The sequence below is a fragment of the Paraclostridium sp. AKS73 genome, assembly GCF_025671395.1.
In the GTDB taxonomy this organism is placed as follows: Bacteria; Bacillota; Clostridia; order Peptostreptococcales; family Peptostreptococcaceae; genus Paraclostridium; species Paraclostridium benzoelyticum.
In genome coordinates this window covers 1-14,910 of record NZ_JAIXHU010000058.1, presented here as the reverse complement: position 1 = coordinate 14,910, position 14,910 = coordinate 1, and the positions used below count along the sequence as shown (strand labels likewise).

At 27.5% G+C, this 14,910-nt stretch carries 15 protein-coding genes and 3 pseudogenes; 12 read left to right on the top strand and 6 right to left on the bottom strand.

Annotated elements, in window-relative coordinates; all coding sequences use genetic code 11:
* Nucleotides 1-55: 55 nt before the first annotated feature.
* On the bottom strand, nt 56-703 hold the full coding sequence (locus tag LEQ07_RS20310) for an MFS transporter (RefSeq protein WP_317852127.1): 648 nt from the start codon (nt 701-703) through the stop codon (nt 56-58).
* A 5-nt stretch (nt 704-708) separates the two neighbouring features.
* The gene (locus LEQ07_RS20305; RefSeq protein WP_317852125.1) at nt 709-1,290 is read right to left on the bottom strand and encodes an MFS transporter; all 582 of its coding nucleotides are present in this window, start codon (nt 1,288-1,290) and stop codon (nt 709-711) included.
* A 529-nt stretch (nt 1,291-1,819) separates the two neighbouring features.
* Between LEQ07_RS20305 and brnQ the strand changes: the two are divergent.
* Nucleotides 1,820-3,114, top strand: a pseudogene (brnQ, locus tag LEQ07_RS18790) (branched-chain amino acid transport system II carrier protein).
* 125 nt (nt 3,115-3,239) lie between these two features.
* On the top strand, nt 3,240-3,686 hold the full coding sequence (locus LEQ07_RS18785) for a MarR family winged helix-turn-helix transcriptional regulator (RefSeq protein ID WP_046823821.1): 447 nt from the start codon (nt 3,240-3,242) through the stop codon (nt 3,684-3,686).
* Between the two features lie 47 nt (nt 3,687-3,733).
* On the opposite strand, the gene LEQ07_RS18780 is transcribed toward LEQ07_RS18785, so the two are convergent.
* Nucleotides 3,734-4,249 (bottom strand): NAD(P)H-dependent oxidoreductase, encoded by a 516-nt coding sequence (locus LEQ07_RS18780; RefSeq protein WP_263331821.1) that lies wholly within the window; start codon nt 4,247-4,249, stop codon nt 3,734-3,736.
* Nucleotides 4,250-4,604: 355 nt separating this feature from the next.
* Here LEQ07_RS18780 and LEQ07_RS18775 point away from each other — a divergent pair, with 355 nt between their 5' ends.
* Entirely contained in the window at nt 4,605-4,823 is a 219-nt protein-coding gene (locus LEQ07_RS18775; protein ID WP_263331820.1) for a hypothetical protein, read from the top strand.
* Nucleotides 4,824-4,891: 68 nt separating this feature from the next.
* Here LEQ07_RS18775 and LEQ07_RS18770 read toward each other — a convergent pair whose 3' ends face one another.
* From LEQ07_RS18770 to LEQ07_RS18765, 3 genes and pseudogenes are all read right to left on the bottom strand, one after another.
* Nucleotides 4,892-5,296 (bottom strand): hypothetical protein, encoded by a 405-nt coding sequence (locus LEQ07_RS18770; protein WP_263331819.1) that lies wholly within the window; start codon nt 5,294-5,296, stop codon nt 4,892-4,894.
* A gap of 66 nt (nt 5,297-5,362) precedes the next feature.
* Nucleotides 5,363-5,611, bottom strand: a pseudogene (locus LEQ07_RS23270) (hypothetical protein); the annotation flags it as partial.
* Nucleotides 5,596-8,196: a hypothetical protein gene (locus LEQ07_RS18765; protein WP_263331818.1), complete on the bottom strand. Its 2,601-nt coding sequence runs from the start codon at nt 8,194-8,196 to the stop codon at nt 5,596-5,598. The gene LEQ07_RS18765 and the pseudogene LEQ07_RS23270, both read right to left, overlap by 16 nt.
* A 203-nt stretch (nt 8,197-8,399) precedes the next feature.
* Between LEQ07_RS18765 and LEQ07_RS18760 the strand changes: the two are divergent.
* The 9 genes and pseudogenes from LEQ07_RS18760 to LEQ07_RS18725 form a co-directional block, all read left to right on the top strand.
* A pseudogene (locus LEQ07_RS18760) lies at nt 8,400-9,059 on the top strand (polyphosphate polymerase domain-containing protein); the annotation flags it as partial.
* Between the two features lie 19 nt (nt 9,060-9,078).
* Nucleotides 9,079-9,768: a DUF4956 domain-containing protein gene (locus LEQ07_RS18755; protein WP_046823825.1), complete on the top strand. Its 690-nt coding sequence runs from the start codon at nt 9,079-9,081 to the stop codon at nt 9,766-9,768.
* Between the two features lie 104 nt (nt 9,769-9,872).
* On the top strand, nt 9,873-10,400 hold the full coding sequence (locus tag LEQ07_RS22235) for a CotH kinase family protein (RefSeq protein WP_332843350.1): 528 nt from the start codon (nt 9,873-9,875) through the stop codon (nt 10,398-10,400).
* Nucleotides 10,401-10,581: 181 nt separating this feature from the next.
* Nucleotides 10,582-11,598: a CotH kinase family protein gene (locus LEQ07_RS22230; RefSeq protein ID WP_332843348.1), complete on the top strand. Its 1,017-nt coding sequence runs from the start codon at nt 10,582-10,584 to the stop codon at nt 11,596-11,598.
* 113 nt (nt 11,599-11,711) lie between these two features.
* Nucleotides 11,712-11,990: a hypothetical protein gene (locus LEQ07_RS18745; RefSeq protein ID WP_263331817.1), complete on the top strand. Its 279-nt coding sequence runs from the start codon at nt 11,712-11,714 to the stop codon at nt 11,988-11,990.
* On the top strand, nt 11,987-12,403 hold the full coding sequence (locus LEQ07_RS18740; RefSeq protein ID WP_317852126.1) for a PilZ domain-containing protein: 417 nt from the start codon (nt 11,987-11,989) through the stop codon (nt 12,401-12,403). Before LEQ07_RS18745 ends, LEQ07_RS18740 begins: the two co-directional genes overlap by 4 nt.
* Before the next feature lie 37 nt (nt 12,404-12,440).
* Complete coding sequence (locus LEQ07_RS18735) at nt 12,441-13,403, top strand: YbgA family protein (RefSeq protein ID WP_263331816.1); 963 nt, start codon at nt 12,441-12,443, stop codon at nt 13,401-13,403.
* An 84-nt stretch (nt 13,404-13,487) separates the two neighbouring features.
* Nucleotides 13,488-14,261 carry a sulfite exporter TauE/SafE family protein gene (locus tag LEQ07_RS18730; RefSeq protein ID WP_263331815.1) on the top strand — a complete coding sequence of 258 codons (774 nt, stop codon included), beginning with the start codon at nt 13,488-13,490 and terminating at the stop codon, nt 14,259-14,261.
* Nucleotides 14,262-14,419: 158 nt separating this feature from the next.
* Nucleotides 14,420-14,761, top strand: a complete 342-nt coding sequence (locus LEQ07_RS18725; protein WP_046823737.1) for a zinc ribbon domain-containing protein YjdM — start codon at nt 14,420-14,422, stop codon at nt 14,759-14,761.
* The last annotated feature ends 149 nt before the right edge of the window (nt 14,762-14,910 follow it).

Genomic DNA, 14,910 nt, shown 5'->3' with positions numbered 1-14,910 from the left:
ATATGAACTCTATAATAGATGTTTCATATTTGTATATATTTATAAAATATTATATTTAATTATCATCTTTTCTAATATGGATTTTACTTATAAATATTCCGGCGATAAAGCAAATAAAAGCTATAAATACTAAAGCATAGAATATATTATGGACACCATTAAAAAATGCTTCCATTATTTGATAAGCGCTAGCTCCAGAAGAATATATATTATCTGCAGTTACATTTGAAATATCTGAATGCTTAAAGTAAGAAGATATACTTGAGTTCATTAATCCTCCGAATACACTAACCCCTATTGTTTGTCCAAGTGTACGGATTAATGCATTTGTTGATGTAGCAGCTCCTCTTTTTTCATAAGTTACAGCATTTTGGATAAGTATTATAAGTGTATTAAGTACACCTCCAAAACCTGCTCCCATGATGAAAATTATAAGAATTAGATAAATTAAATTTGTATCTGGAGTAGTAAATCTAAGTAAATAACATGTTATTGCTAAGATTAAAATAGAACCTAGAATAACTTTCTTCTCTCCAAATTTTTTAAATAATTTTACTAAAATAAAAGAACTTAAAAGCCAAGTTATAGACATTGGAGCCATTAAAAGTCCAGATATCTTTGCACTATAACCCATAACGTTTTGAGTGTATAACGGCATGTAAACCTCTATAACCATAAGTATAACAGCTACAAAGAAACCTATTAGATTTAGTAAAATTGTATCTTTCGAAAATATATCAAAAGGAACAATAGGTTCTTTTGATTTTTTTCAATTAAGTAGAAAATTATAAGTGAAACTATAGTTAATATAGTATATATGATTTTTACTGAACTAGACGTAGTAAATACACCTAATAATATTGAAACTATAGATATTGTTAAAAATATTGATCCAAGGTAATCGATTTTAGGATTACTATTTGATAAATTTTCCTCGAAATTTTTATTAAGAAGGAAAATAGATAAAATACCAAAAGGTATATTAATAAAAAATATCCAATGCCAAGATAAGTAATCTATGAAAAATCCTCCTATAAATGGGCCAAGTAGACTAGAAACACCCCATACTGTGCTTAGACATCCTTGAACCTTAGAACGTTCTTCTAAATCAAATACATCACCAACAATTGTATATGTTACTGTGAGTATAGAACCAGCACCTATACCTTGTATTGCTCTAAATGCTATTAACTGAATCATACTTTGGGAAAATCCACATAAGGCACTACCTATTAAAAATATTACGATACCAATAGAAAGCATTTTTTTTCTTCCATAAAGGTCAGACATTTTTCCATAGATAGGGGTGGAGACAGCTGAGGTTAAAAGATATGAAGAAAAACCCAGCTCATAAGATTATATCCATTTAAACTTTTTGCTATTGTAGGCATGGCTGTAGTAACAACAGTCCCTTCAAATGCAGCAAGAAACATAGAAACCATTATTGCGATAATTATATTCCGCTTTTTTTTGTTCATAGAAAAACTCCTTTCTCAATTGTTACAAAAGATAAAATACCCATGTTATAGATTATATAACATGAGTATTTTACCTTTATATTATACTACACAAAAAATCTTCATTAAACATAAAACCTGTAAATATTTTTATATTTAATAAACTAGAAATATTATCTTTAATACTGTTAAATATAAATAAACAAGTAGTCAATCAATTTAACATAAACTTAACTTAATGGTATAAAATGCTAAAATTATGTTAAATTTTTCAGAATAGTTGATTTATTTAGTAAGTTTAACATATAATTAATTAATTTAATAATTAGATAATGCCTATAAAATTAATACAGGGGGTTTTTATGAAAAAACAAAGTTTAGATACTGTAGTTGTAGGATTTGCCTTATTCGCCATGTTCTTTGGTGCAGGAAACTTAATATTTCCACCATATTTAGGAGTTGTATCTGGAGAGCACTGGATGTTAGGTTTCAGTGGATTTATTATCGCTGATGTAGGATTAGCTTTACTAGCGATATTAGCAGCTGCTAAATGTGATGGAGACATAAGTAGGGTTTTATCAAGAAGCGGGAAAACATTATCTGTAATATTAGCAACAGCAATTATGATTTGCTTAGGACCGCTTTTAGCTATACCCAGAACAGGAGCAACAACATTTGAAATGGGAATACAACCTATTTTGGAGGTTTTAGTCCAATATTATTTTCTATAATATTCTTTGGGTTAACGCTTATACTTACAATAAAACCATCTAAAGTTATAGATATAATAGGACAGTATTTAACACCAGCATTATTAGTAGCTTTAATATTCTTAATCATAGTAGGAATTATATCTCCTCTAGGTAATTTAAATCAACCAGCAACTATAGATGCAATATTTGCAGAGGGTATAGGCCAAGGGTATCAAACAATGGATCCATTGGGAGCTATAGCTTTATCAGCAGTTGTTATAATGTCTCTTGTTCAAAAAGGATACACAGAGGAATCTGATAAAATTAGATTAACTTTACGAGCTGGGCTAGTTGCGGGTGTAGCTTTAATTATAGTATACGGAGGACTTACTTACTTAGGATCTTCAGTTGCTCATCAATTTAAAGGGGTAAATTCAAGCGATATAAATCAAACAGCTTTAATAGTAAGTATAACAGAGCAGTTATTGGGTCAACCTGGTAAAGTTGTATTAGCTATAATTGTATCATTAGCTTGTTTAACGACATCTATAGGTCTTGTTTCAGCTACTGCTCAATATTTTACTAAGCTATCAAATGGAAAAGTTAAGTATGAAACTATAGTTATAGTAGTATGTATATTTAGTGCAGTAGTAGCAAACTTTGGAGTTAGTACAATAATAAAATTCTCAGCACCTATATTATCAATTATTTACCCAGCAACAATAGTATTAGTACTAATGACATTATTTAATAATAAAATTAAAAATGATAATGCATTTAAATCTGCAACTTATGTAGCTTTAATAGTAAGTGTACTTACTGTTTTAAGTAGCAAGGGTATAAATGTTCCATTTGTAAATGAATTGCCTTTTGCAAAATTAGGATTTAACTGGATATTACCAGTTATAATTGCAGGTATAATTGGTAACTTTATACCATCAAAACAATCAAATAAAGCCAAATAAAATTAAAATAAAAGAATATCTAATAAAATAGATATTCTTTTATTTTTTGTTTAGTATTAGCTTTGTCTTGACAATAGATTTTTTATATATAGGATAAAATTATAATATAATAAAAAGGTGATAACATGAAATATAGAAAAGATAAAGGATTAGCTTTTTTGATAAATGCGACAGATAAAATTATGATTAATAACTTTGTAAGAAAACTAAAAAACAATGGTATAAATATTACTTTTGAGCAGTTTACTATATTAACTATGCTTTGGGACAATGAAAATTTATGCCAATATAATTTAGCACAGCTTACAAATAGAGATCAAGCAAGTACATCGAGGCTGATAAATACTTTAATAAAAAATGAATTAATAATAAGGCAATGTTGTTCTTCTGATAAAAGAATAAATCGTATTAAATTGACTGAAAAAGGGGAACTTTTGAAGGAACCTGTTGAGTCTATAGCTAGAGAATGTTTTGAAGAAGCTGTTAATGGCATTTCTAAGGAAGAAATAGAACAAGGGATGAAGTTTTTAACAAAGATAGCTGAGAATTTAAATAATATTAACACTAAATAATAAAAATAGAATAGCTTTAGCTATTCTATTTTTATTTTGATTATTTTTTAGTTTAATATAGATTTTAATTTATCTGCACTTTTATTTATATCTTCTTCGCTTAATAAATGAGTTGCGTAAAGAACAAAAGCAGGGCGGTAGTTCATGCCAGTAAACTTTGCCATTGCTTCATATGTTTTAGTTAATTCACTTATAGTGAAGTGTTGAGCTCCACCAGCTTGATAAGATTGTTCTTGACCTCCAGCAGAAATTACTAATCTGAATTCTTTTTCTTTTAAACTGTTCCCATTAGGGCCATGAGAGAAACCAAATGCAAATACAGAATCCATCCATTGTTTTAGTAACGAAGGTGCGTTATACCAGTAGAATGGAAATTGAAAAACTATTCTATCATGAGCTTTAACTAATTCTTGTTCTCTTTTTACATCTATTTTGCCATCTGGGTAAGATTTATAAATTTCATTTATTGTTATATTATCACTATTTTCTAAGTGATTTTTCCAAGCTTTATTTACTTTTGAACCATCCATATTAGGGTGAGCTATAATTACTAATGTTTTCATTTTTTATGTCTCCAATCTTATTTTAAAATTTAATACTTGTTTATGCAAGTAATTCATATTGAGTATTATAAAACTAAATACTTGTTTATGCAAGTATTTTTAAAAAATAAAAATATTAGTATGAATTAGAGCTAATATTTTAAATTATATTAAAATACCCTATTACATAGGGAGTACATTTTGAACTAAAAACTTTTTTAGTTAATTTGTTATGAAATTTGACAATATAGCACACATTTCAACATGGATACATATTATAAACTAGAGGTTCTTTAATAAGAATTTCTTAATATTACACTATGGAGAGATATAAAGATGATTTATTCAAATAAATGTCATAAATGCTATGATTGGTATGAATGGAATAAATATTATAAATGGCAAAATTGCGACGAATGTTATGGATATGAAAATTGTCATAAATGTCATGAATGCAATAAATGGGATGGATGCGATAAATGTCATAAACATGATGGATGTAAGAAATATCATAAATATGATGAATGGGATGAATGTAAGAAATGGTATAAAGCTCATGAATGTAATAAATGTTATAGATAATGTAAAGGTATAAGTTTAATTAAAAATATTATAATTAAACTTATTAAGAACTATGATGATAAAAATCATAGTTCTTTTTTATTAGATTTGCTCAAAATTAATACGAATACCTAATTCAAAATTTACCATCAGAGTTTTATTTGAATTACAAATATAAAATTGTATATTACTTGCACAGCTACTTAGACTAAAGGTATTATTTGAAATATATTCAGGAATAAATATTTTTATTTCATAAGGTATATTATATTGCATGAAACCATCTTCATTATAGTGAATATGGAATTCTACACAAGAAGTTACATAAAGATAATATCCAGGAACGATTTGACCCAAGAACTCTTCATATACAATTTTAGACTTATCCAAATAAAAATCTTTTATACTTACATATAAAAAAGTTTGATCTGTATCTACATATTCTATTTTGTTATTAGAACATATCATATAAAGACATTGTTTTATATCTGTGAAACTACAAATCATGTCAATAAAACCTGCATCAATATCTAAAACTGAAGGATTAGAATCTGTAAGTGTAATATTTTTTACAATTCCTGTACTTGGATCAGGTTTACTTCCATCTGGTCCTAGGTTTTGAATAGTATATACAAATCCTAAAGGTGGAACAAACTTAACATAATAAGTTTTATTAACAGGTAAATTTGAAAATAAATAAAATCCAGGTTTTCCTAAAGTATCATTATTTGAAATAGATGTTGCAATAGGTATTGCTTGAGGATTTTGCGTAGGATCTACATCATAAAGATATACTGTAGCATTATTTACGCCGTTATCAATTCCAGGATGAAATACTCCATTTTCAAGAACATCATGCCATGTGAAAGTTCCGATTTTCCAGGAAATACAGGGTTTTCTACTGTGATGCCGACTTTTTCAGGTTCAACGGGTAAAAAATTAGTTAAAGCTCCAAATTGATTTATATAAGAACCTCTAAGTGCGAAACTGTTCCAAGCAACTAAAGGAGGTACTGTAGTTGGAATACCAACTGGAACTTGTGCTTTTATGCTTACTATAATTGATTGACCTGGTTTTAATGGAGAACCAGAAATAATAAGTTTTATTGATTTTACTTGATCAATAGGATAAGGAGTCATAGAAGTCCAATCATTTACAGTTCCTATAGTATTATTATTTTCACCAAATCTTACGGGATCATAACTTTGTGAGTACTCTATTTGGACTGTAGGGGTTGGCATTAAAGGGTCTGTACTAGTTACTGTTATATCTGGAGTATTTGTAAGAAATACTTTAAATTCAGATCCTCTAGGATCATCAACTAATATTACTCCAGTGTCTCCAATATGAGGGAAAATATCTACTACCTCTAATTCTTGTAAATTAAGATTTCCAGTATTTGAAAGTGTAAGTTTGTATTCTAGAGTTCCACCATTAAAAGTTTTTCCTTTTTGAGGGAATTCAGTATAATCAGAATCAAGAGCTCCTTTTATTTTTTTATCAGAAGCTAAACTATTAATAAATGATACATTTGTATTTACTTTATTACTTATAAAAGGTATGGCAGGGTCAGCGTTGTTTGATGCATATATTTCTGCATTATTAGAGATAACTCCAGTTGCACCAACTTTAACCTTTACATTGAAATTTATAGAAATATTAGAATTTTGTTGGAATACAGTTGGAGATATTATAGTAAATGTTACTAGTGTTCTACCTGAATCCATATAGTTTGGAGTAAGCGTTACGTTATATGATAGAGGTTGAGAACTACCTCCATTCCCATTAAAGTAATTATAATAAGTTGAATTTACAGTTCCTAGAGGTGATACATATTCTACTTGTTCAGGTAATAAATCAGTTAAAACTACATTGTTAATTGTAGAATTGTTAGAATTAAAATTTAATCTATAGGTAATTATATTTCCAGGTATGACTGCTGCATTAGTACCTACTCTCGATTTACGTAAATTTAAGGAAGCCTGACCGTTTAGTATTGTAGATCTTGTATCTGAATCAGAATAAGGTCCAGGACCTTCAGTCCAATTTATACTAGAAGTATTGTCTATAGTTAATCCAGCTGCACCAGGATCGATAGTTCCATCTATTCTAGGTGAATTTAATGGCCCTACTCCTGAAGTCCAATCAGAGAACCTATATCTAATATTTGTTATTTTAGGTAATGTAGGTAAAGAAACCCACTGACCTATAGCAGGGTTGAATGTTCCTGCTCCTGCAGGTAACCAAGTAGTTTGATTATCAGTACTATAGTCAACTTGTAAAGTTCCTGTAAGTAAATAATCTATGCTATTTATACCATATCTTCCAGTGAATAATCTATTTACGGTAATCTCAGGAGGAAGTGTATCTATTACCTCTACGCCTGACAAGTCTTGATTACCATTATTATTAAAATTTAATGTATAACTAATTGTATTATCAGGAGCAATTGTAGTTCCATAGATAGGAGCTGACTTAGTTATAGAAGAAGAATATATTGCATCTATAATATCTGTAGTTAAAATAAACTCTTTTTGGGCAGTTCCATCTATAGACCAATTTACTTTATTTTCAATTTGATCAGTTGCAATATTTGAATCAACTAAAGTAGTTATTGTAATTCTATAATTTGTACCACAGTAAGGCCCTAATCCAGATAAATTAAAAACAACAGGATTATTAAATGGTGGACTAAGTGTTTGATCATATTTAGGATCTTGAAATGGTGCTGGAGATATATCTTCACCAAAAGGAGGGAATAACGGATCTATTGAAATTCCACTTGGTAATAAGTCTGAAACTACAACATTATTTATACAAGCTCCTCTATCTCCAAAATTTTTAAGGTCTATTACATAAACAAGCCTACTTCCAGGACCAGGATTTATTGTAGGAAGTCTTTTTACTTTACTAATTTGAAAATCTGCAATAGCAACTAAATTTACTGGTGGAGAATCTGCAGAGAGATTTGTTACTTTAGATTCTTGCGTAACGGTTAAATCTACACTATTTACAAAAGAACTATTGTTAGGTGCAGATAATGCAAATTTACATTCTAAGTCAAATACATAAGCAACTCCAAGGTTAGTTATAGGTCCAAAATCAAATTTTATATATGTTCCAGTTCCAGGAACATAATTTGTAGTTATATCTTTTATTATTCCACCTACAGGAGGAAGCGTTACAATTTCAATGTCCTCAGGTATAAGATCAATTATATAAGCATCAAGTATGGGACCAAAATCTCCTAATCCACTAAAGGATGCATTTATTGTGTAGATAAAAGTTTCTTCATAATTTACTGTACTTGGGTTAACTGATTTAGTAACTGTAGCAGCTATTTCTGGGTGTAAATCGTAGATATTTTCATTAGTTAAAACTTCTATATTTATATTTATTCCTTTCATTTTAACCACCTTTAATATTATTTTATATATTTAATATAACCTATGATTATTAGTTAAGAAATGACATTAAAAATATATTTCTATAATATATGAATAAATTTTTCAGAATAATAAAGTTTTAGGAAATTTTAAGTTTGTTTATATAATATTGATTTCGAACAGATAGGGGGTGAAATTATGAAAGAAAAAAATTTAGACATGAAGTTAAGCATTATATAAACACGTCAGATTACTTAGCTATTAAAAATAGATTAACTCAAATAATGAGTTTAGATAAAAATGCTAATGAACAAAAAGAATATAAAATTAGAAGTCTTTATTTTGATAATTTTAGAGATAAAGTTCTTATGGAAAAAATTAATGGAATAAGTGTAAGAGAAAAATTTAGGCTAAGATACTACAATGATGATCACTCTTTTATTAAGTTAGAGAAAAAGTCAAAAGTCAATGGATTATGTTCTAAAGATAGCGAATTAATAACTAAGGAAGAATGTGAGAATCTGATTAAAGGAGATATAGATTTTTTAATTAAAAGCAATAAGACTTTATTTATTGAATTTTACTCAAAAATTAAGTCAGAAATGTTGAGACCTAAAAGTATAGTTGATTACACAAGAGAAGCTTATGTGTATAAGATGGGAAATGTAAGGATAACATTTGATAAAAAAATTAGAACAGGAATTCAAAGTACTAATTTATTTGATAACAATTTACCCACTATAGGGTCTATAGATAAGGATGTAATAGTTTTAGAAGTGAAGTTTGATGAATATCTACCAGAGATAATACAAGATATCATACAAACTAATAACCGTAGAGCGACTGCTATTTCAAAATATGCAGCATCTAGAATATATGGATAAAAATTAGGAGGGAAAAATAATGTCTAATCAAGCAGTAAATTTTAGCGACGTTTTTAAATCAAGTTTCATTGAAAAAATGACATCAATATCATTTTTAGATATGTTAATAGCGATGTCACTTGCATTTGTGTTGGGTTTATTTATAATGCAAGTTTATAAAAAAACATTTAAGGGAGTTATGTATTCATCGACATTTAGTATGTCTTTAATGGCTCTTACATTAATTACAACATTAATTATATTAGGGGTTACATCTAATGTCGTACTTTCATTAGGTATGGTTGGGGCGTTATCTATAGTTCGTTTTAGGAGTGCAGTGAAGGAACCTATGGACATAGCATTTTTATTTTGGTCAATTAGTGAAGGAATAGTATTAGGTGCTGGATTAATACCTTTAGCTGTATTAGGAGCTATTTTTATAGGGATTATAATGGTTCTATTTGCAAATAAAGAAACAACTGATAATCCATATATATTAGTTGTAAATTGTGATAGTGACAGTAGTGAGAATAAAATATTAGAAAAAGTAGGAAATAGTGTAAGTAAGTATTGTGTTAAGTCTAAAACTGTTTCACCAACAAATGGAATAGAAATGACTGTTGAAGTTAAGTTAAAAAATATTACAACAAACTTTGTAAATGAAATATCTTGTATAAGTGGAGTTTCAAATGTAGTTTTAGTAAGTTACAATGGAGATTATATGGCTTAAAAGCAATAGCATACTAACTTATTGCAAATAAGGTGGTGAAGCAAGATGATAAATGACAAACAAAGTAAATATATATCTGTAATAAGTATTATACTAGCTGTAGTATTTATTATAGTGTCTATATACATACCCAAAACGAAACTGATATAGAGACTGTATCTAAAACAGAAGATGTTTTAGATAAAAATAGTATAACTAGTATAGATATAAAAATTAAAGAAAGTGATTGGGAATGGCTTTTAGAAAATGCTACAAAAGAGGAATATAAAAGTGCGGATGTAACTATAAATGGAGAAGCATTTAATAATGTTGGAATAAGGCCAAAGGGTAACTCAAGTTTAACTTCTGTAGCAAACGACAGCACTACGGATAGATATAGTATAAAAATTGATTTTGGACAATATGTTGATGGTCAAACATATCATGGAATTAGAAAATTGGCTTTAAACAATAATATATCTGATGCTACCTATATGAAAGAAGCTATCTCTTATGATATATATAATTTACTAGGAATAGCAACCCCAGAATATTCTTATACAGATATAAAGATAAATGGATCTGACTGGGGATTATATTTAGGGGTAGAAGTTATTGATGAAAGATTTATTGAAAAAATTATGGAGAATTAAGTGGTAATTTATATAAGCCAGAAACAATGAATATGGGGGGGAATAAGGGTAAAAATGGAGAAATGCAAAGACCAGAGATGGATGGAAACATGCCAAAAATGGGTGATAACCCTCCAAAAATGGATGGGAATATTCCTAAGATGGTGAAGAGGCTCCAGAGCTGAACGGAGATGCTATTAACATGGTCCAAAATCAAAATGTTTCACGTGGAGAGGAAGATAATGGTGGAGCACCTAGAATGGGAAATAAAGATAGCGAAGGTGCAGATTTAAAATATATAGATGATGATGTAGATAGTTACTCAATTTTAAGAGATAGTGCAGTTTTTAAGAGTACAACAGATAAAGATTTCGAAAGCGTTATTGATATGATGGAAAGTCTTAGTACTGGAAACGATATAGAAAATTATTTAAATGTTGATGAAGTTTTAAAATATTTTGCAGTAAATACTTTTTTAGTTAATTTAGATAGTTACTCAGGAGGCATGTATCACAATTACTATCTATATGAAAAAGATGGAGTATCTGAAATATTGCCATGGGATTTAAATATGTCATTTGGAGGTTTTTCTGTTAAAGATGGAGAAAAAGCAATAAACTTTCCTATTGATTCACCTGTTACAGGAAATTTAGAAGATGCTCCTCTTATAGGTAAACTTTTAGAAAATGATAATTATAAAGAACTTTACCATAATTATTTAAACCAAATAGTAGATAGTTACTTTAGTAGTGGTGCATTTAATAATAGAGTTACTCAGATAGATAAACTAATTAGTAATTATGTAAAGAAAGATGCTACAGCATTCTATAATTATAAAGAATATAAAACTGGAGTGACTGAACTTTTAACTTTTGGAAAAGATAGAACTAAAAGTGTTCAGGCTCAATTGAATGGAGAACAATCAGCTATAGAATATGGGAATATAGTAACTACTTTAAACTTATCTGCATTAGGGCAACAAAATATGGGTAAAAACCAAGATATAAATAAAAAAGAACAACCAGGTGATAACAATCAAGAAAAGTCTCAAGAAATGATAAAAAATGGTGAACAAAATGATAATAAGCAGATGATGCCACCAAATATAAAAGATAATAAACAAAATACATGGATTTACTATCTAGTTCCAATTATAGGTTTAATTATGTTGGTGATTTCAACAATATTTATTACTAAATATAAAAGAAAAAGATATTAAATAAAAGCTAGAAGATTATAAACTTCTAGCTTTTTATTTAAGTTATTTACAATGTAAATATAAATTATTATACTGAACTTGGGTGGTTTACAAATGAAATAGGGGGATAAGTTATGTTTAATTTATTTAGTAAAAAATCAGAAAAATATTTAGAAAAATCTATTGTTAGATATGAAGAAAGATTAAAGTGTATGGATTTAAGCATAAGGACTTTATATAAAGGTCGAATTTACACAAGTTATGTGGAGAGTATTAAAGATAAAGAAATTATATTTAGATGTCCTACTGATCAATATGAAATTGCTAGATTTGAAAATAAAAGCACTATACAAGTAGATTTAATAAATCAAATAGAGCTATTTAAAACTAAAATATTAATTACTGAAAAATAATAAGAGAAGATATATCTTTTTATAAAGGATTAATAATTTCTCCAATTGAAAAGAAAGAAAGACGAAAAAATCATAGATTGCCAATAATAATAGACTGTAAGTTTAAAACTGAGGAATTAAAAAATATTGAGTATGATGCTAATACATTAAATTTAAGTTGTAGTGGAATGCTGATGGAAACTTATGAAGATATGCCAATAAATAAAAAGATAGAATTAAAAATAGACATAGATGGAAAGTTATATAATATACAAAGTGAAATTATAAAGAAAAGAAGTAATTATGGAAGTGGGAATTACTTATATAATTTAAAGTTTTATAATTTTAAAACAAGGCATAGAAATGAAATTTCTAGATTTGTTTTTGATCATTTAAATTATATAGGTGTTACGAATTCAAAATGTAGAGCTTAAATAATTACTATACAATTTGATTTGGGGGTAATAAAAAATGGAAAAGAAAAAACCATTAGTATTAATAAGTAGATGTATAGAGCATGAACATTGTAGATACGATGGAAGTATGGTAAAAGATAAATTTATAGAAAAACTAAAAGAACATGTTGATTTTATTGATATATGTCCAGAAATGGAAATAGGACTTAAGTGTCCTAGAGAAGCTTTAAGATTAGTTGAAAAAGAAGAGAAAATATTATTATTAAATTCAAAAACAGGAGAAGATTTTACTTTAAATATGAATGATTTTTCTAATAGTTTTTTAAATTCTATAGAAGATAAGAAGATAAATGGAGTTATTTTAAAAAGTAAATCTCCGTCATGTGCTATAAAAGATTGTAAAATTTATAATGATTTTGGAAAAGTAGCACCTTTACCTAAAAAAGTGAGTGGATTGTTTGCAGGGGATTTAATTGAAAAATTTAAGGATATTGCTATAGAAGATGAAGGAAGGCTGAGTAATTTTAATATAAGAGAGCATTTTTTAACTAGGGTTTTTGTGGATTTAGATTTTGAAAGTGTAATAGAGGCAAAGTCAGTTAAAAGCTTAATTGATTTTCAAAGTGATTATAAGTATTTATTAATGGCTTATAGTCCTTCGAAACAAAAAGAATTGGGTAGAATTGTAGCAAAAGCTAATAAAAAAAATATAGAAGATAGCTTATTAGAATATAAATCTATATTGAGAAGCGCTTTAAGTAATAGAACAAACAAAGGAAGAAACGTTAATATGCTATTACATTTGTTAGGATATTTTTCAGATTCATTATCAAAAGAAGAAAAATCTTTTTTATTAGATTCATTACAAATGTATCAGGAAGAAAAAGTACCTTTTTTAGTACCTTTATCAATTATTAAATCATGGTCATTAAGATTTAATAATGAATATTTATTAAGACAGAAAATATTTGAAGCATTTCCTACGGATTTATTAGAACTTAAAGACTCTGGAAAGTAATTAAAATTTTAGTGATTTAAAATATAGGGTATAAAACAGTTAACTAGAATCACAAAGTTAAAATATTGTATAGGAGTAGGCAAAATGCAAATTATATATTTTTTAGTGGCAATTTTTTCAACTATATTAGGTTCTTCAGCAGGTCTTGGAGGCGGTATAATAATTAAACCTGTCTTAGACTCACTAGGGAATTATGCACTTCCAACAATAAATTTACTATCATCTTCAACAATATTTATAATGTCTATAGTAACTGTATTCTACCAGTTAAAGAAAAAAGATAAAATAAATCCTAAAAATACTATAGTAGTTGCAACTGGATCTGTAGGAGGAGGAATAATAGGTCAAAAGCTTATGAGTTTTATATTATCAAAAGATATTAATATAGGTTTAATTAATAATATACAAAGTATAATTATAATAATATTGTTAATATCAGTATTTTTATATATGAGAAATAAAGATAATATAAAATCTTATAAAATCAATAATATTTTAGCAATTGGGTTGTTAGGTTTATTCTTGGGTGCAATATCTGCATTTTTAGGAATTGGAGGAGGGCCAATAAATGTAGCTGCATTTACAATACTATTTTCTATGACAGCTAATGAAGCTGCTAGAAATTCAATTTTAGTTATATTTTTTTCTCAAGGATCTAAAATCATTTCAATTGCAGTAACTACAGGGTTTTCAAGTTATAATTTGGACATGTTACCATATATGCTTGTAGGAGGAATATTGGGAGGTATTATTGGATATAAAATAAATAAAGCTGTTTCTGAAAAATCTATAATTAAAATTTTTAACAGTGTAACTTTATCTATAATTTTATTAAATTTCTATAATATCTTTAAATAGATTTGTATATTTAGAAATATAATGAATTTATGAGTTAAATAACCGAATATATCGTTTTTTAAGGTCAAATTGGATGGAAATTTGTAAATATGATAAGACTATGATATTATATATACCTATGAATGATTAGGAATAAAATTGTGAACGGAGGAATAAATATGGAAAATTTACCAAATTGCCCAAAATGTAATTCAGAATATACTTATCAAGATGGAAGTCTTTTAGTTTGTCCAGAATGTGCACATGAATGGAATCCAGAAGATTCTGCTGAAAAAGAAGTTGTTATAAAAGATGTAAACGGGAACGTATTAAATGATGGAGATTCTGTAACAGTAGTTAAAGATCTTAAAGTAAAAGGAAGTTCATCTTCTATAAAAATAGGAACAAAAGTAAAGAGTATACGTTTAGTTCCAGATGCAGCAGATGGACATGATATAGAGTGTAAAATAGATGGTTTCGGAGCTATGAAATTGAAATCTAGCGTTGTTAAAAAAGCATAGTTAAAATTAAAAAGCACTAATCTTTTAAGATTAGTGCTTTTTAATGTATAAATATAATAATAAAAATATCACGCTAAGAATTAACTTATAACGCTATTTATATCATTAATATTATATTTTTAGTATAATATAAGAATAAATAAGAATCA